22 protein-coding genes are annotated in these 22842 nt (G+C 68.5%); 7 read left to right on the forward strand and 15 right to left on the reverse strand.

The features are described 5' to 3' along the window. Window positions 1-45: 45 nt before the first annotated feature. Window positions 46-876: a M48 family metalloprotease gene (locus G7043_RS42810; RefSeq protein ID WP_166054591.1), complete on the reverse strand. Its 831-nt coding sequence runs from the start codon at window positions 874-876 to the stop codon at window positions 46-48. Between the two features lie 427 nt (window positions 877-1303). Between G7043_RS42810 and G7043_RS42815 the strand changes: the two genes are divergently transcribed. Continuing rightward, a complete protein-coding gene (locus G7043_RS42815; RefSeq protein ID WP_166054593.1) occupies window positions 1304-4204 on the forward strand; it encodes a substrate-binding domain-containing protein in 2901 nt (966 codons plus the stop codon). Here G7043_RS42815 and G7043_RS42820 read toward each other — a convergent pair. After that, the gene (locus G7043_RS42820; RefSeq protein WP_166054595.1) at window positions 4192-4581 is read right to left on the reverse strand and encodes a response regulator; all 390 of its coding nucleotides are present in this window, start codon (window positions 4579-4581) and stop codon (window positions 4192-4194) included. The genes G7043_RS42815 and G7043_RS42820 overlap by 13 nt on opposite strands. Before the next feature lie 92 nt (window positions 4582-4673). On the opposite strand from G7043_RS42820, the gene G7043_RS42825 reads away from it, so the two are divergent. From G7043_RS42825 to G7043_RS42835, 3 genes are all read left to right on the forward strand, one after another. Next, window positions 4674-5402, forward strand: coding sequence for a DUF4360 domain-containing protein (locus G7043_RS42825; protein ID WP_313888364.1), 729 nt, complete (start codon window positions 4674-4676; stop codon window positions 5400-5402). Between the two features lie 75 nt (window positions 5403-5477). Then, on the forward strand, window positions 5478-6107 hold the full coding sequence (locus G7043_RS42830) for a DUF4360 domain-containing protein (protein WP_166054597.1): 630 nt from the start codon (window positions 5478-5480) through the stop codon (window positions 6105-6107). Between the two features lie 131 nt (window positions 6108-6238). Then, window positions 6239-7498, forward strand: a complete 1260-nt coding sequence (locus tag G7043_RS42835; RefSeq protein WP_166054599.1) for a sensor histidine kinase — start codon at window positions 6239-6241, stop codon at window positions 7496-7498. Here the strand turns inward: G7043_RS42835 and G7043_RS42840 are convergent. Then, window positions 7488-8591 carry an abortive phage infection protein gene (locus tag G7043_RS42840; RefSeq protein WP_166054601.1) on the reverse strand — a complete coding sequence of 368 codons (1104 nt, stop codon included), beginning with the start codon at window positions 8589-8591 and terminating at the stop codon, window positions 7488-7490. The genes G7043_RS42835 and G7043_RS42840 overlap by 11 nt on opposite strands. A 38-nt stretch (window positions 8592-8629) precedes the next feature. Here G7043_RS42840 and G7043_RS42845 point away from each other — a divergent pair, with 38 nt between their 5' ends. After that, entirely contained in the window at window positions 8630-9253 is a 624-nt protein-coding gene (locus G7043_RS42845) for a TetR/AcrR family transcriptional regulator (RefSeq protein WP_166054603.1), read from the forward strand. On the opposite strand, the gene G7043_RS42850 is transcribed toward G7043_RS42845, so the two are convergent. Both G7043_RS42850 and G7043_RS42855 read right to left on the reverse strand, forming a co-directional pair. Next, entirely contained in the window at window positions 9240-10838 is a 1599-nt protein-coding gene (locus G7043_RS42850; RefSeq protein WP_313888365.1) for a serine/threonine-protein kinase, read from the reverse strand. The two genes, G7043_RS42845 and G7043_RS42850, sit on opposite strands and share 14 nt — an antisense overlap. After that, the gene (locus G7043_RS42855) at window positions 10835-11458 is read right to left on the reverse strand and encodes a hypothetical protein (RefSeq protein ID WP_313888366.1); all 624 of its coding nucleotides are present in this window, start codon (window positions 11456-11458) and stop codon (window positions 10835-10837) included. The genes G7043_RS42850 and G7043_RS42855 overlap by 4 nt, the downstream gene beginning before the upstream one ends. A 385-nt stretch (window positions 11459-11843) precedes the next feature. On the opposite strand from G7043_RS42855, the gene G7043_RS49025 reads away from it, so the two are divergent. Beyond that, a complete protein-coding gene (locus G7043_RS49025; RefSeq protein ID WP_242643310.1) occupies window positions 11844-12524 on the forward strand; it encodes a hypothetical protein in 681 nt (226 codons plus the stop codon). 122 nt (window positions 12525-12646) lie between these two features. Here the strand turns inward: G7043_RS49025 and G7043_RS42865 are convergent, their stop codons facing one another. The 6 genes from G7043_RS42865 to G7043_RS42890 all read right to left on the reverse strand — a co-directional run bounded on the left by G7043_RS42865 (window position 12647) and on the right by G7043_RS42890 (window position 16722). Continuing rightward, window positions 12647-12991 carry an RNA polymerase-binding protein RbpA gene (locus G7043_RS42865; RefSeq protein ID WP_030470277.1) on the reverse strand — a complete coding sequence of 115 codons (345 nt, stop codon included), beginning with the start codon at window positions 12989-12991 and terminating at the stop codon, window positions 12647-12649. A 66-nt stretch (window positions 12992-13057) separates the two neighbouring features. Further along, a complete protein-coding gene (gene secG, locus G7043_RS42870) occupies window positions 13058-13300 on the reverse strand; it encodes a preprotein translocase subunit SecG (RefSeq protein WP_166054607.1) in 243 nt (80 codons plus the stop codon). 94 nt (window positions 13301-13394) lie between these two features. Further along, a complete protein-coding gene (gene tpiA / locus G7043_RS42875) occupies window positions 13395-14183 on the reverse strand; it encodes a triose-phosphate isomerase (protein ID WP_166054609.1) in 789 nt (262 codons plus the stop codon). After that, the gene (locus tag G7043_RS42880; RefSeq protein ID WP_166054611.1) at window positions 14183-15376 is read right to left on the reverse strand and encodes a phosphoglycerate kinase; all 1194 of its coding nucleotides are present in this window, start codon (window positions 15374-15376) and stop codon (window positions 14183-14185) included. The genes tpiA and G7043_RS42880 overlap by 1 nt, the downstream gene beginning before the upstream one ends. 16 nt (window positions 15377-15392) lie before the next feature. After that, window positions 15393-16397, reverse strand: coding sequence for a type I glyceraldehyde-3-phosphate dehydrogenase (gene gap, locus G7043_RS42885; RefSeq protein ID WP_093601264.1), 1005 nt, complete (start codon window positions 16395-16397; stop codon window positions 15393-15395). A 115-nt stretch (window positions 16398-16512) separates the two neighbouring features. After that, the gene (locus G7043_RS42890) at window positions 16513-16722 is read right to left on the reverse strand and encodes a hypothetical protein (protein ID WP_166054613.1); all 210 of its coding nucleotides are present in this window, start codon (window positions 16720-16722) and stop codon (window positions 16513-16515) included. Between the two features lie 91 nt (window positions 16723-16813). Between G7043_RS42890 and G7043_RS42895 the strand changes: the two genes are divergently transcribed. Continuing rightward, complete coding sequence (locus G7043_RS42895) at window positions 16814-19165, forward strand: ATP-binding protein (protein ID WP_166054615.1); 2352 nt, start codon at window positions 16814-16816, stop codon at window positions 19163-19165. On the opposite strand, the gene whiA is transcribed toward G7043_RS42895, so the two are convergent. The 4 genes from whiA to G7043_RS42915 form a co-directional block, all read right to left on the reverse strand. Next, on the reverse strand, window positions 19162-20148 hold the full coding sequence (gene whiA / locus G7043_RS42900) for a DNA-binding protein WhiA (RefSeq protein ID WP_166054617.1): 987 nt from the start codon (window positions 20146-20148) through the stop codon (window positions 19162-19164). The two genes, G7043_RS42895 and whiA, sit on opposite strands and share 4 nt — an antisense overlap. Next, a complete protein-coding gene (locus G7043_RS42905) occupies window positions 20139-21107 on the reverse strand; it encodes a gluconeogenesis factor YvcK family protein (RefSeq protein ID WP_166054872.1) in 969 nt (322 codons plus the stop codon). The genes whiA and G7043_RS42905 overlap by 10 nt, the downstream gene beginning before the upstream one ends. Window positions 21108-21112: 5 nt before the next feature. Further along, a complete protein-coding gene (rapZ, locus tag G7043_RS42910; protein ID WP_166054870.1) occupies window positions 21113-21970 on the reverse strand; it encodes an RNase adapter RapZ in 858 nt (285 codons plus the stop codon). 285 nt (window positions 21971-22255) lie between these two features. Further along, complete coding sequence (locus G7043_RS42915) at window positions 22256-22795, reverse strand: HD domain-containing protein (RefSeq protein WP_313888368.1); 540 nt, start codon at window positions 22793-22795, stop codon at window positions 22256-22258. Window positions 22796-22842 lie beyond the last annotated feature (47 nt).

Raw genomic sequence — 22842 nt, forward strand, 5'->3', positions numbered from 1 at the left:
GGCACATTCATGGACCTGACGTCCATGAATGTGCCCCCCATGGCTTTACCTCCGCTGTTGGAGGCGGGCGATCCGCTGGGCGCACGACGGGTGCGAGGCCAGCATCCGCGCCCTGAAGCCTGCCCGTGCGCGGATGTCGTCGTGCCCCTCCCTGATCCAGCGTTGCAGCACCTCCAGCAGCCGCGGCCCGTACCCGAGCTCGGCGGCGACCCGGTCCGCGTGCAACTCGGCCCTCCTGCTCGTCAACGCCACCAGCGGCGCGATCACCGGTACCAGCAACAGCCACGGACTGGCCAGCACCGCGACAATCCCCAACGCCACCACGACAATCATGGACACGATGGCCGCCGTGCCACCGAACGCCTGCCCAATCCGGAGCACGACCACCCCGACCAGGACAACGACGAGAATCGTCGTCCGCGCCGGCAACTCGTACCACCACCGCAACAGACTGATCTTCGTGTGCCCGGCCAGGTGGTGCCCGAGCTCGTGCGCCAGCACCGCTTCCAACTGCTCCGCCGGCAGGCCGAGCGCCGCGGTCGACACCCCGACCACGTGCCCGCCCACCGCCATCGCGTTGATCTCGCGGGAGTTCTGAATCCGCAACCAGTACCGGCTCGGATCAACCCCCGCGTTGGCACACACGTCCTCCAGCAACGGCTGCAGGATCGCGCTTTCCGTCCTGGTGGGCTTCCTGAGCCGGTGCACGACCGCCGCCAGCACCCGATCCGTGGCCGGCACGAACACGATCGCCCCGGAAACCAGCCACACCACCGGAAACACCCACCACGTCTGCTGGCTCACCGCCCGCCCGAGCAACGCCACGACCAGCAGGCTGCTCAACACCGTCGGTACCCCGAGCAACAGCTCGGCCACGGCGGCAACGTGAAATCGTCGGGATGCGCGCATCGTCACCGCCCCTCGGCGTCCGAGCGTCGCAGCCACGTCCCGTTTGTGTCCAGCCGATTCGCCCGTCCCGCCCAACGGGTACGAGGTCCGCAAGGAGCAGGCGAACCTCATCAAGTGGTGGAGCTGAGCAGCTCCACCATCACAGCGACCGGCAACGACGGGTTCGCCGGCGGGAGCGCCGGGTTGCGCGCGAGTCCGTACAACGCGTTCACGAGATCCACCTGAGCAGTTCCTCCAGCGCGACGATCGGCAGCCGGGTGGCCAGCACGGCGTTCACCAGTCGCCCAGGTAACACGGCAGGCATTCCCCCCGACAACGCGTATCATCCCGAAACGCGTTGAGTAGCGGGGGTTTTGTGGCGAACGGCAGTGCGAAGCGACGTCCCACCATCGGGATGATCACCGCTGGCCCGCTGATCGAGCTCGCGGGCGAGCAGTGGCGTGGTGTCAGCGACGGGGCTCAGCACCTCGGTTGCGACCTCGTGTGCTTCGTGGGCAGCGAACTGGACCATCCGGAGCTGTACAAGCGTCGGGCGAACACGGTCTACGACCTGATTTCGCTGAACAGGATCGATGCGCTCGTTGTGTGGACTACGCGCGTGGGGCAGCTCGTCGGGTCCGACGGCATGGAGGAGTACGTCAAGCGGTACGCGCCCATGCCCATCGTGAGCGTTGAGACAGGCCTTGCTCAGTGGCCAACGATTTTGATGAACAACCGCGACGGCATGAAGCAGGCCGTCGACCACCTCATCGAGGTGCACGGCAAGCGCAGGATCGCGTTCATCAGGGGGCCGCAAACGCATGCGGGCGCCCGGGAACGGTTCCTGGGCTACGCGGATTCGTTGCGCAACCACGGGATTCCGTTCGATCCCTCGCTCGTCACGACGCCGGGCTCGTTCATCTGGGAACCGAACGGCGCGGCCGAGTCGGTGCGCAAGATGATCGCGAACGTCGAGGTGCCGCCGGACGCCATCGCCGCCGCCAACGACGACTACGCGATCGGGGTCGTGTCCGCGCTGGAGGGGATGGGCTTCCGCACGCCGGAAGACGTTGCCGTCGTCGGATATGACAACCACACGAACGTCCGCACGCACGACCTCGGCTACCTGGCGCTGGCCGGCGGTGGGACGTCCAGGGTGCAGCGCGAGGTCAACATCGACGCGGCGACGCCCGCGTTCACGACCGTCCGGGCGCCGTTCCACGAGATGGGTTTCCGGGCCGCGGAGCTGGCGCTCGCGCTGGTGCGGGGCGAGCCCACGGTTTCCCGGCAGATGATGCCGACCGAACTGATCGTGCGCCGGTCGTGCGGGTGTCTGCCGTCCGGGCTCGGCGACCACGCTCCCGCGCACGGCCGGCTGAACATCTCCGAGTCGGCTACCGCGTCCACCGTGGCCGACCACCTGCGCGACTCGCTCGGGCCGCTGCAGGCCGCGCTTCCCGAGGGCTGGGCCGAACAGCTCATCGTCGAACTGATGGCGGCGGGGCGCGGTGAGGTCGAGGGCGCGGAGTTCCTCAACCTGCTGGCCGAGTACATCCGCGCGAGCGCGCGCGCCGGGTGCGAACCGGAGCGGTGGTGGCCACCGCTGTTCGACCTGCATCGGTTCGTGACGGCACGGATCAGCGACGCGACACTGATCAACGACCTGTGGCTGCGCGTGCAGCTCCTTGTAGGCGATGCGTTCGCCACGGACGCACGCTTCAAGTACCTCTCGCACGAGCGTCACGACCAGACGGTGCGTGAAGCCGGGCAACGACTCATCGCGTCACGGGACGTGGACGAGCTGACCGACGCACTGGCAGAGGAACTCCCACGGCTCGGCATCCCCGGCTGTCACGTCGTCGCGTACGACACTCCAGGCACGGCGCGCGCGCTCGTCCGGTACGAGGACAACGAGCTCAAAGACGTCCCGGACACCCCGTTCCCCGCTATCAACCTCACGCCGTACCCGTTCCGGCGAGACCAGCCCTTCAGCTCACTGATCGCCCCGCTCTACACCGACGAGGAAGACCTCGGGTACGTGATCTTCGAGGAGGGTCCGGAGCCCGGCTGGATTTACGAGGCCGTGCAGCAGCAGCTCAGCAGTGCGTTGCGCACGATCCGTCTGATGCAGGACTTGAAGGACGCGCGCGCACGACTGGAGGAACGCGTCGGCGAGACCGAGGCACAGCTGCGGCACGCGCAGAAGATGGAGGCCATCGGCAGGCTGACCGGTGGCATCGCGCACGACTTCAACAACATCCTCACGGTCGTGAACGGCAACAGCGAGATGCTGCTGCGACGCACTCTTCAGGACGACCCGCGCCGCACGGCGATCGAGGACATACGGCACGCGGGCGAACGGGCCGCGAACCTCACGAGGCAGCTGCTCGCGTTCACCCGCCAGCAGGTCCTGCACCCGGAGTCGTTGGACCTCAAGCGCAACCTCACCAAAGTGCACTCGATGCTGCGCACGCTCGTGGGCGACCACATCGAGTTGGAGATGCACCTGCCAGAAGACGTGGCACAGGTGTGGGCGGACGCGGGCCAGGTCGAGCAGATCCTGTTCAACCTCGCGGTCAACTCCAGGGACGCGATGCCCGACGGCGGCAAGCTCATCGTCTCGATCGAGGACGCCACGCTCGGCGCCGGCGACACGGGCCGGATCGTGGGCGTGCGGCCGGGCGAGTACGTCGTGATGCGCGTGCAGGACACCGGCACGGGCATGGCGCCGGACGTGCGGGCGCAGGTGTTCGAGCCGTACTTCACCACCAAGCCCGTCGGCAAGGGCACCGGACTCGGCCTGTCCACGGTGTTCGGCATCGTGCAGCAGTCCGGCGGGCAGATCGAGGTCATCAGCACCGTCGGCGGCGGCACGACCGTTGAGGTCTATCTGCCCGTGCCGTACGAACGCGACGGCACGCCGGAAGCACCGTGCCCGCGCCGCACGACGTCACATCAGGGTGCGGGCACCGTGCTGCTCGTGGAGGACGACGCGCAGGTGCGGATCATGGCCCGCCGGTCGCTGGAGACCGCGGGCTACGCGGTGATCGAGGCGAGCGACGGACAGGAGGCGCTGCAGCTCGCCACGGCGCACCGCAGCACGATCGACCTCGTGCTCACCGACGTCGTGATGCCGAAGATGGGCGGCCCCGAACTCGTCCGGCTGCTGCGCTCGACCGGCGCGGCGCCCGCGGTGATCTACATGTCCGGCTACACGACCGACGAGGTCCTCGACGACGAAGTGCTGATCACCAAGCCGTACGTGGAGAGCGAGCTGCTCGAACGCGTCCGCGAGCTCCTGGTTCAGGACGCCTGAGCGCGCTTGGCCACGGCGAGACGAACCGCCTGGTCCAGCGCCTCGATCCGGAACGGCTTCTGCAGGTACTCCGCGATCTGGTGGCCCGCGAACCGGCGCTCCAGCGACGTGCGGTCGTACCCGCTGGTCAGCACGACCGGCACGGTCAGGCCCTCGTGCTCCACCTGAGCGAGCACCTCTTCCCCGGACAGGCCGGGCATGCTGTGGTCGAGCAGCATCGCGCTGATCTCCGCGCTGCGTTCGCGCAGGATCACGATCGCCTCGACGCCGTCGCTCGCCTGCAGGACGCTGAAACCGAGCTCCTCGAGCAGGCTGACGGTGTACCTCCGCACGGGGTCCTCGTCCTCGACCACGAGCACCAGACCAGCTTGCGACATGCGCGTCAGTATGCCGGAACTCATTCGTTTCCTCAGCACCAGGTCGTCAACTATTTCTGGTAATTCTTCACGAACTGCTCCATCAGGATGACATGGGCCATTTGGATCACACCATTGGTTGTGGGTCTGCGCTAACCTTCGCGGCACCGCTGCCGCTCCACGCTGAGAAAGAGGCACCAGGAAAGGCCAACTTCATGCGTAAAGCGACGGCAGCAGCCGCTCTGGCCGTGCTGTTCACATTGTCGTCCGCACCCGCACACGCCGCCACGATTCCTTCGGAACGGGTGACGATCGACGTGGTGACGGTGAACGGTTCCGGGTGCAAGCAGGGCACCGCAGAAGTGATCGTCGCACCGGACAACACCTCGTTCTGGGTGATCTACAGCGACTACCTCGCCCAGGCCGGCAAGGGTGCCGGTGCGACCGAATTCCGGAAGAATTGCCAGCTCAACCTGCAGATCAACATCCCTCAGGGCTTCACGTACGGCATCGCGGAAGCGACCTACGCGGGCTTCGGGCACCTCGAACGCGGTGCGATCGGGCATCAGTCGGTGAATTACTACTTCCAAGGTCAATCAGCGACCACGACGTGGAAGCACTCCTTCAACGGGCCGTTCGACGACAACTGGTCGATCACTCATCGAACCGAGTTCTCGGAGATCATCTGGGCTCCGTGCGGCGAGAAGCGCAATCTCAACGTCAACAGCGCTCTGCGAGTTGACAAAGGTACCTCGGATGCCAATACAAACAGTTTCATGACGATGGACTACCAGCGCGGAGAAGTGCGCACCCTGCATCACTTCTCGTGGAAGCGCTGCTGATTTCCAAAGGCAGTCGTCACCTTCTCCACCACCGCCGCCACCCCACCCTGCGAGATGCGTCGGAAAGGGTCCCCCATGCTCCACGCGGTTGCTGCCGCCCTGCTGGCCTCGTCCATCATCATCCCGCCCGGCGCGCCCAACGACACGCCGCCGCCCGACCACATCACGATCGACATCGTCACGATCAACGGCTCGGGCTGCCCGGCCGGCACCGCCGCGGTCGCCGTGTCCGAGGACAACAAGGCCTTCACCGTGACCTACAGCGACTACCTGGCCCAGATCGGTGTCGGCGCGAAGCCCACCGACCTGCGCAAGAACTGCCAGCTCAACCTGCGGGTCAACGTGCCGCAGGGCTTCACCTACGGCGTCGCCCAAGCCGACTACAGAGGTTTCGCACACCTGGAGCGCGGCGCCTACGCGATCGAGAAGGCCAACTACTACTTCCAGGGCATGTCCCAGACGGAATCCATCGCCCACCGGTACAACGGCCCCGTCAGCGACGACTGGCAGGCCACCGACACGACCGAGGTGGCCGCGATCGTCTTCGCCCCGTGCGGCGAGAAGCGGAACTTCAACATCAACACCGAGCTCCGGGTCTACCCCGGCTCGTCCGACACCACCACGACGACCAGCTTCATGACGATGGACTCGACCGACGGCAACCTCGAAACGACCTACCACTTCGCGTGGAAGACGTGCCCTTAGTGGTGCCGTGACTACCGCACGCGCTCACCCGAGCGTGTGCGGTAGCACATATGTGAGCCGAGCCCCGTACAGATTCGCGTGCAACGGCGTCTTACCCCCTGACGGGGCAGGTCGGGGTAAAGGGGCAGCCAATGCCAACCGCCGCATACGCGCAGTACGGTGAGGATCGGAAGGCTCACAGGGGAGGTCGGATCCTGACCACGACGCTGCTCCCGGCCAGACGGCCGGCACGGACGGCGGCGGGCTCCCGCCGGTCGCGCGTCGATTACCGCGAGGTCCTCGCCGACGTCGTGCTGATCTTCTTCGCCGTGCTCGACGTGTGGTTGCTCGGGCTGTGGATGGAGGCCGACCCCAGCACGGACCTCCCCCCGATCGAGAGCTACCAGGTCTGGCTGAACTGGGTCGCGGTCGCCGCGCTGCTGCTGCGCCGCCGGTTCCCGTTCATCACGCTCCTGCTGACCATCCCCGGCTTCTTCGTCGGCTGGTCGCAGCTCGCCGCGATGATCGCGCTGTACTCGGTGGCCCGCCGCTACGTCGGCGGCTGGCAGACGGGCCTCGCGGCCGCCCTGGTGTGGCTCTGCCGGTTCGTGGCCTGGCCACCGCAGGAACTGATCGACCGGCCCGCGTCGGGCCACTTCCACTCGGCCATCTACGGCTTCCTGGTGGCGGGCCTGCCGATCGCGATCGGGCTGCTGGTCCACGCCCGTCAGGAACTGTCGGACCGCATCGCCGAGCTGGCCGAGTCACGCGAGAGAGAGCGAGTGCTGCACGCGCACGCCATCAGAGCGGACGAACGGGCAAAACTCGCCCGCGAGATGCACGACGTGGTGTCGCACCAGGTCAGCCTCATCGCCATGCAGGCCGGTGCGCTGCGCATGGCCGTGGCCGACGCCGAGCACAAACAGGTCGCGGGCACCATCCGCATGTTGTCGACGCGCACTCTCGACGAACTCCGTCAGCTCGTGTCCGTCCTACGCACCACCGAGGACAACCAGCCGGGCGTCGACGAGCTGCCCGAACTGGCCGCCGACGCGGGCTTCGAGGTGTCCGTGCAGGTCAACGGCCCGGTCGAGGACCTCGCCGCACCAGTGTCCGGCGCCGTCTACCGGACGGTGCAGGAGGCCCTGACCAACATCCGCAAGCACGCCGGCGGGGCGAGCGCGACCGTGCTCATCGACGCCCACGAGGACGACGTGCTCGTCGAGGTGCGCAACACGGCCGCGGCCGACCCGTCGGGTGAGTCGACGCCGCTGCCCAGTGGCGGCCACGGCCTGGTCGGCCTCCGCGAACGCGCCGCGCTGCTCGGCGGCGAGTTCTCCGCGGGGCCGACCGACGAGGGCGGCTTCCTCGTGTCCGCGACGTTCCCGAAGCAGCGAACGGTCAGCGATTGAAGCGCTGGAAGGCGTAGAACGACCTCTTCGGCTCCAGCCGGTACGGCGAGTTCTCGTCGTCGAACCGCTCCCGCATCGTGCGGAGCAGGCTGTACGAGGCCATGTCGTAGTCACGGTCGCGGCACGTCGGATGGTGCGGTGAGTCCGGCGTGATGACCGAGTACAGGTGCGCGCCCTCCACGTCCGGCTGGGTGCCGAACACGCGCAGCATGCGGGCGACGTGCTCGGCCTGCTCGCGTTCGTCGCGCACGAATCCGGGCTTGATCACGGGCGGGTCGGCCTCGTAGTCGACGATGTCCCAGCCCATCCCGCCGGCCGCGGCCGCGCCGGTGAACGTGCAACAGCCGAACTCCAGGATCATCAGCGGCTTGTTCCAGCGCCGGTACTTGTCGAGGTCGGTCGTGTACTCGGCATCGGCCGCGAAGTGCGCGTAGTAGTCGAGGCCGACGATGTCGAACAACGACCAGTCGGTCCACAACGCGTCGGCGCCCGCGGCCGCGCCATAGGTGATGCGACCACCGAACTCCCGCCGGGCGACCTCGACCGCGCGGCCCATGAACTCGCGGAACCGCCGCACGATCGCGGGCCACTCGGCCTCCGGGATCGAGGCCATGTTCTCGAGCCGCTCCAGGAACGTGTCGCCGGGAACGATGCCCGGCGTGAACAGGAAGTGCTCGCAGCCGGTGACGAACTTGATGTTGTCACCGCGCCGCTTGCGTTCGGCGGTGCGGGCGGCCTCCGCGAGGTGGGTGAGGATCTCCTCCTGCGGGTGGTCGTAGAGGCGGGGCTGGACGAACACCTGCAGGCCGTGCCGCAGGGCCGCGTCCGTCGTCTCGGCGAGCCGGCCGAGGTCGGTGCCGAACGCCGTGATGGACGGGCACCGCAGGTCGTTCGCGATCAGCGCGATCTCACGTTCCAGCTGCTGACGGCTCCACCGCACGCGACTCAACGGGTCCCCCGCCGCGTGCAGCACCCCCGTGTCGTAACAGACCCCTCCGCGCAGTCGCCTGACCGCTGAGGCGGTGCCTCCCCCGAGACCGACCAGCGCCGCGGCACCGGCGACCGACTTCAAGAACACCTTTCGACTGATCATCGTTCCCCCTGACTAGTTGCTCAACTAGGCTACTGGTCATGCAACCAGAAAATCAGTCGGGCGGCCAGGAGAAGAGGAGCTTCATCGAGGAAGCCCGGCGCGGTCAGATCGTGGCGGCGACCGTCGAGACGATCGCCGAGATCGGGTACGCGAAGTCGTCGTTCGTGCAGATCGCGCGGCGTGCGGGCATCAGCCCCGGCTTGATCACGTACCACTTCGCCAAGCGCGAGGAACTGATGAAGCAGGTCATGCTGACCGTGCACGACTCGATGGAACAGGCCCTCAGCTCACGGACCGAGGGCTCCGAGAGCTACTCCGCGGCGCTGCGCGGCTTGATCGAGGGTTTCGTGCACTACTGCGCCGAGCACCCTGCCGAGCTGATCGCGATCAGTCAGATCGCGGACGCCGCACGGGACGCCGAAGCGGCCCGCCAGTGGTCGGACGCGCAGAACGCCAGCACGCTCACCGAGCTGGAGGACATGTTCCGCGAGGGCCAGGAGGCCGGGGAGTTCCGCGAGTTCGCGCCGCGCGTGATGGCGGTGTCGGTGATCGCCGCGATGGAGGCCACGCCGGCCGAGCTCATGGCCCGGCCGGACACCGACGTCACTCAGTACGCGAAAGAGCTCGCAGACCTGTTCGAGCTGGCGGTCAGGCGCGCTTAGAGGCCAGCGACGCGCTGATCGCCGCCGCCGCGCCGAACACACCGCACGTGAGCGCGACCATCATCGTCGGTTCGTGCTTCAGCAACACGGACACAAGCAGCCACACGGCCAGACCGAGCCCGAACCCGAGCGGCACCGACACGATCACTGCGGCCATCCCGGTCTGCCGCTTCCGCAACGCCCGCAGGTTCGACTCCAGGTAGGCGAACGTGAAGAGCAGCAACAGCGCCGACCCGGTGCCCATGACGCTCAGCCACGGCGTCTGGTTCGAGACGAGCAGGAACTCCCGGCCGTCCACGGACGCCGTCACCGCGCCGCCGACGATCCACCGCGTGGCGCCGGGCAGCACGAACCCTTCCGGGCTGTTCGGCACGTTCGCCAGCTCGATCCCGGCGAGGGACACCACGAGCTGGGTTCCCTGCTCCTTCACCGGATCCGCGAGGTTGAGGCTGATCTCGTCCAGCTGCCGGCCGGTCGTCACGAACGGCACGACGACCATCGCCAGCAGCGCCACCGCCGCCACGAGCCACAGCGCCCACGGCGTGGACGGCGGCTTGATCACCGACGCGGCCGGCACCAGCGTGCTGCTGCCACTGAGCCGTGCGGCCGGGATCGGGTCCACCAGCGTGGCGCGGATCGGTTGCTGCGCAAGTGAAACGGTGTCGCGTTCGACCGGCCGCAACGACGGGCGCGTGGCCGACGCCGACACCTGCGGTGCGAGGTGCACGGGCATGCCCAGGCGCGTCAGCCAGTCCGGCCCGAACAGGTGGCCCGCCGCGGCCGACAGGTCGATCGCGAACGTTTCCGCGTTGCGGTACCGCGCGCTCGGATCCCGCGCGATGCTGCGCATCACCACGCCCGCAAGGGGTTCCGGCACGTTCTGCAACGGCCGCGGCTCCTGGAAGACCCGCTTCTGGATCATCGCGATGGGCCCGCCACCGCGTTCGAACGGCAGGTCGCCGGACAGCAGCTCGTACAGCACCGTGCCGGTCGCGTAGACGTCCGCGGCAGGCGTCAGGGCGTTGCCCATCGCCTGTTCCGGCGCGATGTACGCGGGCGTGCCGAGGACAGCGCCGCCGTGCGTCACGAGCGTCGCACCCTCCGACACCACCTGGGAGATGCCGAAGTCCGCCACCTTCACCACACCGTTCGAGGTGAAGAGCAGGTTCTTGGGCTTCACGTCGAGGTGCAGCACGCCGGCCTCGTGCGCCGCGTGCAGACCGGACAGCGCCGCCAGCACGATCCCGCACGACTGCTGTGCCGTGAGGCCGTCCGTCGCGAACCGCGACCAGACCGTGCCCCCGTCGAGGCGTTCCATCACCAGCAGGTGCTCGCCCTGCTGCCGCACGTAGTCGTACACCGGCACGATGTGCGGGTGGTCGAGGCGCGCGAGCAGCCTGGCCTCGTGCTCGAACCGCTCGCTCATGCGCGGGTCCTCGGCCACCGCGTGCGGCAGCCGTTTGATCGCCACCGGCCTGCCGAGCTGACGGTGCATGCCGCCGTAGACGACACCCATCCCGCCTTCGCCGATCTGCTCGCCGACGGCGTACTGCGGCAGCGCGGCGACCACACTGGACAAAGTCACCGTTGAATCCTCACGGTATCCACTTCGGACGGTTGCTGCCCACCCGGATGCGGTGTCACATAGCCAAGAATGAACGCGGCCGCCGCGGCGCCCACGATGAACGGGATCTCGGCCGTCGGCGACGGCGCCACCAACCGCAGCACTGACAACGAGATCACCGCCACGAGACCGGTCCCGATCCCGGCCGGCAGGAACCGCATCGCCCGCTGCCAGCGGTTCGCGGGCAGGCGCCGCCTCGCGAGAGCGATGAGCGCGCCGGCCCACGACAACCCTGTCAGCACCAGCACGCCCAGCCCGAACGCCCCGTAGACGGACCACAACGAGCCCTTGATGTCCCCGGTCGTCCCGACGGACGCGATGCTGTCCCGTTGCACGTCGATGACCTCGACCGTGACCGGAAGGAGACCAAGTGCCTGCGACCCCAGGTCCGTGGGCTCCAGCGGGAACGACCGCGTCTCGGAGGTCTTCGGCGGGACGTCGAACGGAACCGTTGTGTCGTAGGTGAAGAAGGTCAACGCGAGCGCGGTGCCGCTGATCCGCACGGTCTTCACGCGCTGCACGGTGTTCGTGTTGTTGCGGACCGTGATGGAGACCCTCGCGGTCTGCGCGGGGTCCAGCACGAGCGTTCCTACTCCAACCGGCCTACCGTCCACATCGGCCTCGAGCAGAACCGACCCGTCCTGTGCGGACGCCGTTGACGGCAGCAGCATAATTCCGCACCACAGCAGTAAACCTGCACCGGCCATGCGACGTCTCACTAGCGCACCTTAGGTTCTGATCCGGGGAGTTGGAATGCGGTCTTTAGGCTTACTCGTGGCATTAGCAGCCGGTGTTACGGTGCTGGTCGCCACACCTGCGGCCGCGCAGCAACAGCTGACGGTGACCGCGAGCCCCAACAGCGGCCCAGCGGGCTCAAGTGCGACTTTCACCTGGTCAGGCTTCATCAGATGCAAGGGCACGATGCGCATCAACTGGGGCGGAAGCGTACTGGCCACCGCACCGTGGGTGGCTAACGGTTCGGTCACCGCGACCATCCCCGCCGGGACCAAAGTCGGCACGTACACCTTCACCGCGACCGACGAGTGCCAGCGCATGGCCCGCAACCAGTTCGTCGTGACCGTGCCGCCGCCCGTCACGACCACGACGCGGCCGCCCGTCACCACCACTACCAATCCCCCGGTGACGAACCCTCCGGTGACCAACCCGCCCGTGACGCGCCCGCCCGTCACGACGACCACCACCACTCCCCCGGTGACCACGACGACGACCACGGACACGCCCTCGTCGTCCTCCGAGACCCCGCCCTCGTCCACCGACGCGCTGACCAACGCCGATGACGGCGTGCTGGTGCTCGACAAGGAGAACATCCAGCCCGGCGACGACCTGACCGCGACCGGCACGGGCTGCCCCAAGGGCGCGAACGTCACCCTGAAGTCGCTCGGCCAGGACGTCGGCCAGACGACCGCCGACGACAAGGGCGAGTTCAAGTCACCGGTGAAGTTCGCGAACATCGAACCGGGCCGGCACAAGGTGCGCGCCGAGTGCGGCATCACGCTGGTCGGCAACGTCGACGTGACGCTGTCCAGCTCGTCCGGCGGCACCACCAGCACGCTCGTGGTGCTGTTGTTCTTCCTGCTCGTAGGCGCCGCCATGCTCCGCCGCCAGTTCGCCGGCCTGCGCCGCTGACCGCACGCGGGGCCCTTTCGTACTGTCAGTGCGAACGAAAGCTCCCCGCGTGCACTTCGAACACACGCGAAAGGGCCGCCTCTCCGCAGTAGAGGCGGCCCTTTCGCGTTGTGCTGTGAGCCCTACGGCTCCTCGCGCTGACGGCGCAGCTTGGCGAGAGCCTCTTCGAGGATCGCCTCACCGTCCGCGTCGGAGCGGCGCTCCTTCACGTACGCGAGGTGCGTCTTGTACGGCTCGTTGCGCGGAGGCGCGGGTGGCGTCTGCTCGTCACGACCTGCCGGCAGGCCGCAGCGCGGGCAGTCCCAGTTCTCCGGAACCTCCGCGTCGACCGCGAAGGAAGGCCGGGACTCGTGACCGTTCGCGCACCAGTACGACACCCGACGACGAGGCGCGGACTCGCCGCGCTCCGACTCACCCATCGGGCCTGCGCCGACGCGGGTACCGCGAATCGCGTTACCACCGGACATCGACCGTTACACCCCCACCAAGTGGTTACCCCAAGCCCCGAAGGGCTTCTGCCGCTGAACGGTTGATCAGACTGACGGAGGCAGCTTGATCAACAGTCCGATGCCCACGATCGCGATGACCCAGATCGCACCGACGAAGAGCGTCAGGCGGTCCAGGTTCTTCTCCACGACCGAGGAACCGGACAAACTCGACTGCATGCCGCCGCCGAACAGCGAAGAAAGGCCGCCACCACGGCCGCGGTGCAACAGCACGAGCAGCACCAGCAGCACGCTGGAGACGATCAACAGGATCTGCAGGAACAGGATCATTTCTTCCTCGCTGTCAGGCAGCCGACGCCATAGAGTACCTGTTCGACTGCCGAACGTGTGCAACCAGTGGGGTTAGTGGTTTATCCAGATCAACTTAGGGTAGAGGCCCGCCGGCAGCCAATGCGCACAGCTTGGTGAATTCGTCGGCCTGGAGGCTGGCACCACCGACCAGAGCGCCGTCGATGTCCTTCTGCCCGATCAGCTCACCGATGTTCGACGACTTCACCGAACCGCCGTACAGCACGCGGACGACGGCCGCGGTCTCCTCGCCGTACTTCTCCGCCACGAACGAGCGGACCAGCGAGCACACCTCCTGCGCGTCGGCCGAGGAAGCCGTGCGGCCGGTGCCGATGGCCCAGACCGGCTCGTAGGCGAACACGATCTTGGCGACCTGCTCGGCCGTGAAGCCCTTGAGACCGTCCTCCAGCTGCTGGCGGACGAGCTCCAAGTGGCCCTTGGCCTCGCGGACGTCGAGCTTCTCGCCGAAGCAGAAGATCGGCGTGACCTCGTGCTTCAGCGCCGCCTTGATCTTCGCGTTGACGATCGCGTCCGTCTCGCCGTGGTACTCGCGGCGCTCGGAGTGACCGACCACCACGTAGTGGCAGGCCAGCTTCTTCAGCATCGCGCCGGACACCTCGCCGGTGTACGCGCCGGACTCGTGCTGCGAGATGTCCTGGGCGCCGTACTTCAGCAGCAGCTTGTCGCCGTCGACCAGCGTCTGGATGCTGCGGATGTCGACGAACGGCGGGAGAACGGCCACCTCGACCTTGGCGAAGTACTTCTCCGGGAGGGAGAAGGCGATCTTCTGCACGAGGCCGATCGCCTCGAGGTGGTTGAGGTTCATCTTCCAGTTGCCCGCGATCAGCGGGAGCCGGGCTGCCATCAGGACTCCAAAACGCTGATACCGGGGAGAACCTTGCCCTCGAGGAACTCGAGGGAGGCGCCACCACCGGTGGAGATGTGCGAGAAACCGTCCTCGGGCAGACCCAGCGCGCGAACGGCCGCGGCGGAGTCGCCACCACCGACGACGGTGAACGCGTCGGAGGAGACCAGGGCCTCGGCGACGGCACGGGTGCCGCCGGCGTAGGTCTCGATCTCGAACACGCCCATCGGGCCGTTCCAGAACACGGTCTTGGCGTCGGCCAGCTTCGCCGCGAACAGCTCGCGGCTGCGCGGGCCGATGTCGAGGCCCATCTTGTCCGCGGGGATCGCGTCGGTCGCGACGACCTCGTGCTCGACGTTGCCGAACTCGGCCGTGACCAGCACGTCCACCGGCAACACGAGCTCGACGCCGCGCTTCTCGGCCTCGGCGATGAAGCCGCGCACCTGGTCGAGCTGGTCTTCCTGCAGCAGCGACGTGCCGACCTCGTGGCCCTGGGCCTTGAGGAACGTGTACGCCATGCCGCCACCGATGAGCAGCTTGTCGACCTTGGTCAGCAGGTTCGCGATGACACCGAGCTTGTCGGACACCTTCGAGCCGCCGAGCGCCACGACGTACGGGCGCTCCAGGTCGTCGGTGAGCTTGCGCAGCACACCGAGCTCGGCCTCGACGAGACCACCGACGTACGCGGGCAGCTTCTTCGCCACGTCGTAGACCGAGGCCTGCTTGCGGTGCACGACACCGAAGCCGTCGGACACGAACGCGTCCGCGAACGCCGCGAGCTCGTCGGCCAGCGCCGACCGCTCGGCGTCGTCCTTGGAGGTCTCACGGGCGTCGAAGCGGACGTTCTCCAGCATCACGACGCCACCGTCGGTCAGCGCCTCGACCACGGACTTCGCCGACTCGCCGACGAGGTCACCGGCCAGCGCGACCTCGGAGCCGAGCAGCTCACCGAGGCGAGCGGCGGCCGGAGCGAGGGAGAACTCGGGGTCCGGCTCGCCCTTGGGGCGGCCGAGGTGAGCGGTGACGATCACGCGGGCGCCCGCGTCGGCGAGGGCCTTGATCGTCGGCACCGACGCGCGGACGCGGCCGTCGTCGGTGATCTTGTCTCCGTCGAGGGGGACGTTCAGGTCGGCGCGCACCAGGACGCGCCGACCCGCGACACCCTCGGCGAGCAGGTCGCTGAGAGTCTTCAACGCAGTGACTCCGAACTCAGATCTTGGACGCGACGAGCTTGACCAGGTCCGCGAGGCGGTTGGAGTAGCCCCACTCGTTGTCGTACCAGCCGACGACCTTGACCTGGTTGCCGATGACCTTGGTCAGCGGCGCGTCGTAGATGCACGAGTGCGGGTCGGTGACGATGTCGGCCGACACGATCGGGTCGGTCGAGTACTTGAGGATGCCGGCCAGCGGGCCCTCGGCGGCGGCCTTGTAGGCGGCGTTGACCTCGTCCACGGTGACCTCGCGCTTGAGCGTGACGGTCAGGTCGGTGGCCGAGCCGGTGGGGATCGGCACGCGCAGCGCGTAGCCGTCGAGCTTGCCCTTGAGCTCCGGCAGCACCAGGCCGATGGCCTTGGCGGCACCCGTGGAGGTCGGGACGATGTTCAGCGCGGCGGCGCGGGCACGGCGGAGGTCGCTGTGCGGCGCGTCCTGCAGGTTCTGGTCCTGCGTGTACGCGTGGATCGTGGTCATGAGGCCCTGCTCGACGCCGAAGCTGTCGTTGAGGACCTTGGCCAGCGGCGCGAGGCAGTTCGTGGTGCAGGAGGCGTTCGAGATGATCGTCTGCGAACCGTCGAACTTGTCCTCGTTCGCGCCGATGACGACGGTGAGGTCCTCGTTCTTGGCCGGCGCGGAGATGATGACCTTCTTGGCGCCGCCCTCGTCCACGTGCGCGCGGGCCTTGGTGGCGTCGGTGAAGAAGCCGGTCGACTCGACCACGACGTCGACGCCGAGGTCCTTCCAGGGCAGAGCGCCCGGGTTGCGCTCGGCGAGGGCCTTGATGACCTTGCCGTCGACCGAGATGCCTTCGTCGGTGACCTGCACGTCGGCGTCCAGACGACCGAGGATGCTGTCGTACTTCAGCAGGTGGGCCATCGTGGCGACGTCACCGAGGTCGTTGAACGCGACGATCTCGATGTCGTGGCCGCCGGCCCTCACGGCGCGGAAGAAGTTGCGCCCGATCCGACCGAAACCGTTGACACCTACACGAACCGTCACGACTGACTCCTTGCGTTCAGCTTGGTAGGAACAAGCCCACCCTATCTGCCGAACTGCGCCGCTGGTCACACGGATAGTGCGTATCTCTTGATCGAGACAGAGAAACCAGCCCTGATTAGGCCGTTCGGCGGCGCAGGGCGCGGAGCATCCAGAGGTACGCGCTCAGCTCCTCCGCGGCCTCCGCGGCGGTGCGGCACGCCTCCGGACTGTCCTCCCGCGCGTCCCTGCCGACGACGGCCGCGATCCGCGCGAGCCACTCGTCGACCACCTGCCGGTCCTGCGTTGGCACGAGCGAGGTGTTGCCGTGGTTCGTCTCCGCTGTCATGACGGGGATCGTGTCCACGCCTCGACGGACCCTTCAATACCCCGAAACAGCGGGTGTTACGGACCGTTACGCGCCGGTACGGTCAATCTCCATGACGGCCGATGCCGCCTGCATGACATGTGGAAACCCGCTCACCGAAGCGGTCGCGGGCCGCCGCTACTGCTCCAACGCCTGCCGTCAGCGCGCCTATCGCGAACGCACCTCGGCACGCGACGACTCCTCCGGTGACTCGGGCGTGCCGACACCGCTGGACACCTTCGTCGGCCGCCGCGAGGAACTGGCCTCGCTGGCCCGCCTGGGCGCGGAGCACCGGCTCGTCTCGCTGGTCGGTCCCGCGGGCGCCGGCAAGACCAGGCTGGCCGTCCAGCACGTCGACAAACGCGCAGATCAGGTGTGGTGGACCGCGCTGGCCTCCGCGTCCGGCGTCGTCCAGGCGATCTACCACGCCGTCGGCGCCCACCCGCTGCCGAACCGCTCGGTGCGCGACGCGGTGATCGCCGAGATCGAGCAGCACCGGCGTCCGTTGCTCGTCCTCGACAACTGCGAGCACCTGCTCGCCGACGTCGCCGACGTGGTGTCCGAGTTCCTGGCCTGCTGCCCGCGGCTGCGCGTGCTGGTGACGTCACGCGAGCCTCTTCGCCTGGCCGGTGAACAGGTTTTCGCGCTCGGCGAGCTGGAATTGCCGCCCGCCGATTGCGACGTGGCCGAAGCCCTGCGTTACGACGCCGTGGTGCTTTTCCGCGATCGTGCCGTCTCAGTGGACCGCTCGTTCGAGGTGGATTCCGCGAACGTCGCCGACGTCGTCGCCGTCTGCCGCTCGCTCGACGGCATGCCGCTGGCGATCGAACTGGCCGCGCGCCGCATCACCGTCCTGTCCCCCGCCGACATCCTTGCCCGATTGGGCGACCGGCTGGCGTTGCTGACCGGCGGTCCGCGCGCCGCCGACGACCGCCACCGCACGCTGCGCGCCGCGATCGGCTGGAGCTACGACCTGCTTTCACCCGCGGAACAAGCCGCCTCGCGCCGGCTCGCGGTGCTCGGCGTGCCGTTCGACCTCGGCGTCGCGAGCGCGGTCTGCGGTGTTCCCGACGCGCTGGAGCTGCTGACCGGCCTGGAACAGAAGTCGCTGCTGGTGGTCGAGCGGGTCGGCGGCCACACGACGTTCCGCCAGCTCGAGTCCGTGCGCCTCTACTGCTATGAGCGCGCCGTTGAGTGCGGAGATGCCTCTCTCGTGGCCGACCGTGTGGTCGAGTGGGTGTGTTCGGTCGTGGAGCCGGAGATCTCGTCGTTCTTCCCGTCCCCGCCGGTCGTGCTGCGCCTGGACCGCAACGTCGGCCTGATCGAACTGGCCGTGACGCGCACGGCGGAGACAGCCGACTGGTCGCGGCACGCCCTCGCGGCCGTCGCCACGGCCTGGACCTCGACCCCGCGCGGCCCGCGCGGCGCTCCTGCCGAGCTGCTGCACCAGGCCCTGTCCCGGCCGATGCCCCAGGCGTCCCGGAGCGCCCTGACCGTGCTGGCCGCCATGCATCACCGGGTGCGCGGCGGCTGGCACGTGACCCGCCGGTTCGCCGAGGAGTCGCTGGCGATCGAACGTGCCGACGCCTGCCGTCCCGGCACCACGGCCCGCGCGCTGGAGGTGCTCGCCTCCGCCGAGGCCCACATCGGCGATCCCGCGCTGGCCTGGCGACTGTTCGACGAGGCCGCCACGCTGCTGCACAACTCGGACGACAAGCTCGCGCGGGCCATCCTGCTGAACTCCTACGGCTGGACGTTGCTGCAGCACGGCGAGGCCGACCAGGCGGCGCCGCTGATCCGCGAGGCGCTGACGCTGACGCGCCTGCTGGGCCTGCCGCACCTGTTGAACCCGGTTCTGCACACCGCGGGCGCCATCGCCTTGGCCCGCAAGGACTGCGCCGAGGCCGTGGACCTGTTCCGCGAGAGCCTCTCCGTGGGTTCCGAACACCCGATGGACCAGTTCTACGACCTGGAAGGCCTGGCACTGGGCCTGGTGGGCGTCGGCTCCGACGACGAACGCGCCCTGTCGCTGCTGACCGCCGCTTCGGTGGTGCGCGCCCGCTACGACTTCCGCGCCGAGCCCTACTGGCAGGCCCTGCTGGACGAGGCCCGCGCGATCTGCCGCGACCGCATCACCGCGGGACGGCTGCGCGCCGCCGAGTCGACCGGCGAGCGGATGTCGTTGGCGCAGGCCATTTCCTACGCCCTGACCGCCCAGCCGCCGGCCGAGGACGACGGCCTGATCTCCGCACGCGAACGGCACGTGGCGACGTTGGTGGCGGAGGGCCTGACGAACCGCCAGATCGGGCAACGGCTGGGGATCTCACCTCACACCGTTGCCCGGCACGTGACGCACGCGCGATCCAAGCTGGGCCTGAGATCGCGCGCTCAGCTGGCGGTCTGGGCAGGCCGCCACACGCTTTAGACCTCTGCTTCCAGCATCTCCGCCGTGACCGCGGACTCCGTGTCCGGCAGGCCGAGGTCCTTGGCCCGCTTGTCCGCCATGGCCAGCAGACGCCTTATCCGGCCGGCCACCGCGTCCTTGGTCATCTGCGGGTCGGACAGCTGCCCGAGCTCCTCCAGCGAAGCCTGCCGATGCGCCAGCCGCAGCGCTCCGGCGGCGGCCAGGTGGTCCGGCGCCTCCGGGCCGAGGATCTCCAACGCCCGGGCGACCCGTGCGGCGGCGGCCACGGCCGCCCGCGCCGACCGGCGCAGGTTGGCGTCGTCGAAGTTCGCGAGCCGATTGGCGGTGGCCCGGACCTCACGCCGCATCCGGCGTTCTTCCCACGCCAGCACCGAATCGTGTGCGCCGAGCTTGGTCAGCATCGCCCCGATGGCGTCGCCGTCCCTTATCACCACGCGCTCGGCCCCGCGCACCTCGCGCGACTTCGACCCGATGCCCATCCGACGCGCCGCACCGACCAGTGCCAGTGCCGCCTCCGGACCGGGGCAGGTGATCTCCAGCGACGAGCTGCGACCGGGCTCGGTCAGCGAGCCGTGCGCCAGGAACGCGCCGCGCCAGGCGGCTTCCGCGTCGCACACGCCACCGGACACGACCGGCGCGGGCAGACCGCGGACCGGACGGCCGCGCGGGTCGAGCAGACCGGTCTGGCGGGCCAGCCCCTCACCGTCCTTGACCACGCGGACGACGTAGCGGGTGCCCTTGCGCAGGCCGTTCGACTGGATCGTGAACACCTCGGCGTGGTGGCCGTAGAGCGCCTGGATCTCCTTGAGGAGCCTGCGGGCGGCGGAACCGAGGTCGAGCTCGGCCTCCACGACCACCCGGCCGGACACGATGTGCAGGCCGCCGGCGAACCTGAGCAGGGAGGACACCTCCGCGCGGCGGCAACAGGTCTTGGATACCGCGAGCCTGCTCAGCTCGTCCTTGACCGCCGACGTCATCGCCACGGGCCAGTCCCTCCCACTCCGGTCTCATCGACCACCTGCCTCAGGCAACCGGCCAGTGCCTCCGGATCATGCCGCTCGGCGGCGTCCGGTGCGGCGATCTTGGCCAGATGTGTGTGCGCGCCCAGTACCGAGGCGGCTCGCGTCAACCGGTCCGGGGTGGGGACCGAGTCGACGTCCGCGATCACCGCGTCCACCTTCAGCTCGGGTGCGTGTTCGCAGACTACGTCCAAATGGCGCTCCGGAGAGAAACCGGCGGTTTCACCCGGTTGGGGGACGAGATTGAGCACGAGGACCTTCTTGGCCCGCGTGCGTACCAGCGCATCGTGCAGTTCGGGCACCAGCAGATGCGGCAACACGCTGGTGAACCACGATCCCGGACCAAGTAACACAAGATCGGCGTCAAGTACAGCCTGTACTGCTTCCGGACAGCCGGCAGGTCGCCCGTTCGGGGCAGTCAGCCGGATGCGCTGCACCAGCCCGGGCGTGGTCGCGATGGCGACCTGGCCCCGGATGCGGCGGACGTCCTTCTCGTCCTCGTCGAGCCCTGTGACGTCGGCCTCGATGTCGAGCGGCTCGTTCGACATGGGCAGCACCCGGCCTTTGACGCCGAGCAGCCGGCAGGTGAGGTCGAGGACGGCCACCGGATCGCCGAGCTGCTCGAGCAGCCCGGCGATCACCAGGTTGCCGACCGCGTGGCCGGCGAGGGCACCCGTGCCTCCGAAACGGTGCTTGAACAGGGACGTCCAGAGCCTGCTCGACTCGTCGTCGCCCGCCAGCGCCGCCATGGCCTTGCGCAGGTCGCCCGGCGGCAGCAGGTCCGAGAGCTCACGCCGGAGCCGGCCAGACGAGCCCCCGTCGTCCGCGACGGTCACCACGGCCGTCACGTCGTCGGTGACCCGCTTGAGGGCCGTCAACGTCGCGTGCAACCCGTGCCCGCCACCCAAAGCAACAGCTTTCAACTTCGTCACTCGCGTCCCAGATCCCTGTGCACGACCTTCACGGCCATGCCGTCCTCGCTCGCCAGCCGCGCGGCCAGCTCTTCGCTCAGGGCCACACTGCGGTGCTTGCCACCGGTGCAGCCGATCGCGAGCGTCAGGTAGCGCTTGCCCTCACGCCGGTACCCGGCGCCGATCAGCCGCAGCAACTCGTGGTACCGGTCAAGGAACTCGTCCGCGCCCTCCTGGGACAGCACGTAGTTGCGCACCTCACCGTCGAGACCCGTCTGCTCGCGCAGCTCGGGGATCCAGAACGGGTTCGGCAGGAACCGCACGTCCATGACGAGGTCGGCGTCCATCGGCAGCCCGTACTTGTAGCCGAAGCTCAGCACGGTGACCCGCGTCCGGCTCGCGGCCTCGGTGCCGAAGGAGTCCTCGATCTTGGCCCGGAGCTGGTGAATGCTGAGCGCACTCGTGTCGAGCACCAGGTCGGCCTCCTGCTTGAGCGGCGTGAGCAGGATCCGCTCGGCCTCGATGCCGTCCTGCAGCCGCCCGTCCCCCTGCATCGGGTGACCACGCCGCACCGCCTCGAACCGGCGGATCAGCACGTCGTCGGTGGCTTCGAGGAACAGCACGCGCGGCTTGTACCCGCGCGCGTCGAGGTCCTTGATGATGGCGGCCAGGTCCTCGGTGAACGCGCGGCTGCGCACGTCCATGACGACCGCGACCCTGGTGATCGCCCCGCGCGCCTGCGCGCCGAGCTCGACCATGGTGGCGATGAGTTCCGGGGGCAGGTTGTCCACGACGAACCAGCCGAGGTCCTCCAGGCACTTGGCCGCGGTGCTGCGGCCCGCACCGGACAGCCCGGTCACCACGGCGACTTCGATGCCGGACTTCTCCGCGTTCACGACTACGACTCCGTTACCTGTTCATGAGCGCGTTGTAGACGCTCTCGTTTGGGCAAGCTCGATGTTGGGGCCACGCCACGACTCGGCGCGCCCGCGGTGAGTCTCCCCTGGAACGGCTCCCGCGTGCGGCAGGTTCGACACTTGAGGCGGGCGTGCCGTGGTCGCGGTCACGATCCTCGTCCGGTGCGCGGCTCTCGTGCAGGACGAACGGGAACAGGGTGACCGCTGTGTCAGGTGTGACCGGTGAGAGGTGGGGCATCGCGATCACGTCCTGACCGGGTGGCTCGACTGGTAGGCCAGCCTGGCGTCCGCTCCCGACGCGATCCGGTCCAGCTCGTCGTCCAGCGCCAGGAAAACCTCCCACGGCTCCTGGTCGGAGGCGGCGGCGAGGCGGGCGGTGACCAGTTCCTCCAGATCCTGGACGCGCTTGGCCTTCCAGACCTTGTCGGCGAGGCTGACCAGCAGGTCTTCGAGGCTCGACCCCGCCGACCAGGACCCGTGCGTCCCGGCGAACCGGGCCAGCCGCTCCTCCACCCCGTGCTCCCGCAGCAACTCGTGGCCCGCTGGCTCGTGCGCCGCGCCGGGGCCGGACAACTCGTTGGGGTGCAACACCTTCCCGATGTCGTGGGTGGCGGCGCCGAACAACACAGCGGCGCGGTCGAACGCGGCCGCCGGGTGGTGCCGCGTCACCCAGTCCGTCAACTGGCACGCCACGTCGTGCACCACGCGCAGGTGAGCGACGAGGCGTTGTGGGGCGTGCAGTTCCGACAACATGGCCGAAACGGCTTCGGGCAACGGTTCCACTACGTCGCTCCCACGATGGACCCGACCACGGCCCTGAACGTGCGGAT

The organism is Lentzea alba, from assembly GCF_011067745.1.
GTDB classification, from domain to species: domain Bacteria; phylum Actinomycetota; class Actinomycetes; order Mycobacteriales; family Pseudonocardiaceae; genus Lentzea; species Lentzea alba.

Bases quoted from the DNA above. Each gene is read 5' to 3' on its own strand.
- G7043_RS42820 (WP_166054595.1), bottom strand. From the start codon at position 4,581: ATGTCGCAAGCTGGTCTGGTGCTCGTGGTCGAGGACGAGGACCCCGTG.
- G7043_RS42830 (WP_166054597.1), top strand. From the start codon at position 5,478: ATGCTCCACGCGGTTGCTGCCGCCCTGCTGGCCTCGTCCATCATCATC.
- G7043_RS42825 (WP_313888364.1), top strand. From the start codon at position 4,674: ATGGGCCATTTGGATCACACCATTGGTTGTGGGTCTGCGCTAACCTTC.
- G7043_RS42895 (WP_166054615.1), top strand. From the start codon at position 16,814: ATGACGGCCGATGCCGCCTGCATGACATGTGGAAACCCGCTCACCGAA.
- secG (WP_166054607.1), bottom strand. From the start codon at position 13,300: ATGATCCTGTTCCTGCAGATCCTGTTGATCGTCTCCAGCGTGCTGCTG.
- G7043_RS42815 (WP_166054593.1), top strand. From the start codon at position 1,304: ATGATCACCGCTGGCCCGCTGATCGAGCTCGCGGGCGAGCAGTGGCGT.
- G7043_RS42840 (WP_166054601.1), bottom strand. From the start codon at position 8,591: ATGATCAGTCGAAAGGTGTTCTTGAAGTCGGTCGCCGGTGCCGCGGCG.
- G7043_RS42845 (WP_166054603.1), top strand. From the start codon at position 8,630: ATGCAACCAGAAAATCAGTCGGGCGGCCAGGAGAAGAGGAGCTTCATC.
- G7043_RS42865 (WP_030470277.1), bottom strand. From the start codon at position 12,991: ATGTCCGGTGGTAACGCGATTCGCGGTACCCGCGTCGGCGCAGGCCCG.
- tpiA (WP_166054609.1), bottom strand. From the start codon at position 14,183: ATGGCAGCCCGGCTCCCGCTGATCGCGGGCAACTGGAAGATGAACCTC.
- G7043_RS42890 (WP_166054613.1), bottom strand. From the start codon at position 16,722: ATGACAGCGGAGACGAACCACGGCAACACCTCGCTCGTGCCAACGCAG.
- G7043_RS42835 (WP_166054599.1), top strand. From the start codon at position 6,239: ATGCCAACCGCCGCATACGCGCAGTACGGTGAGGATCGGAAGGCTCAC.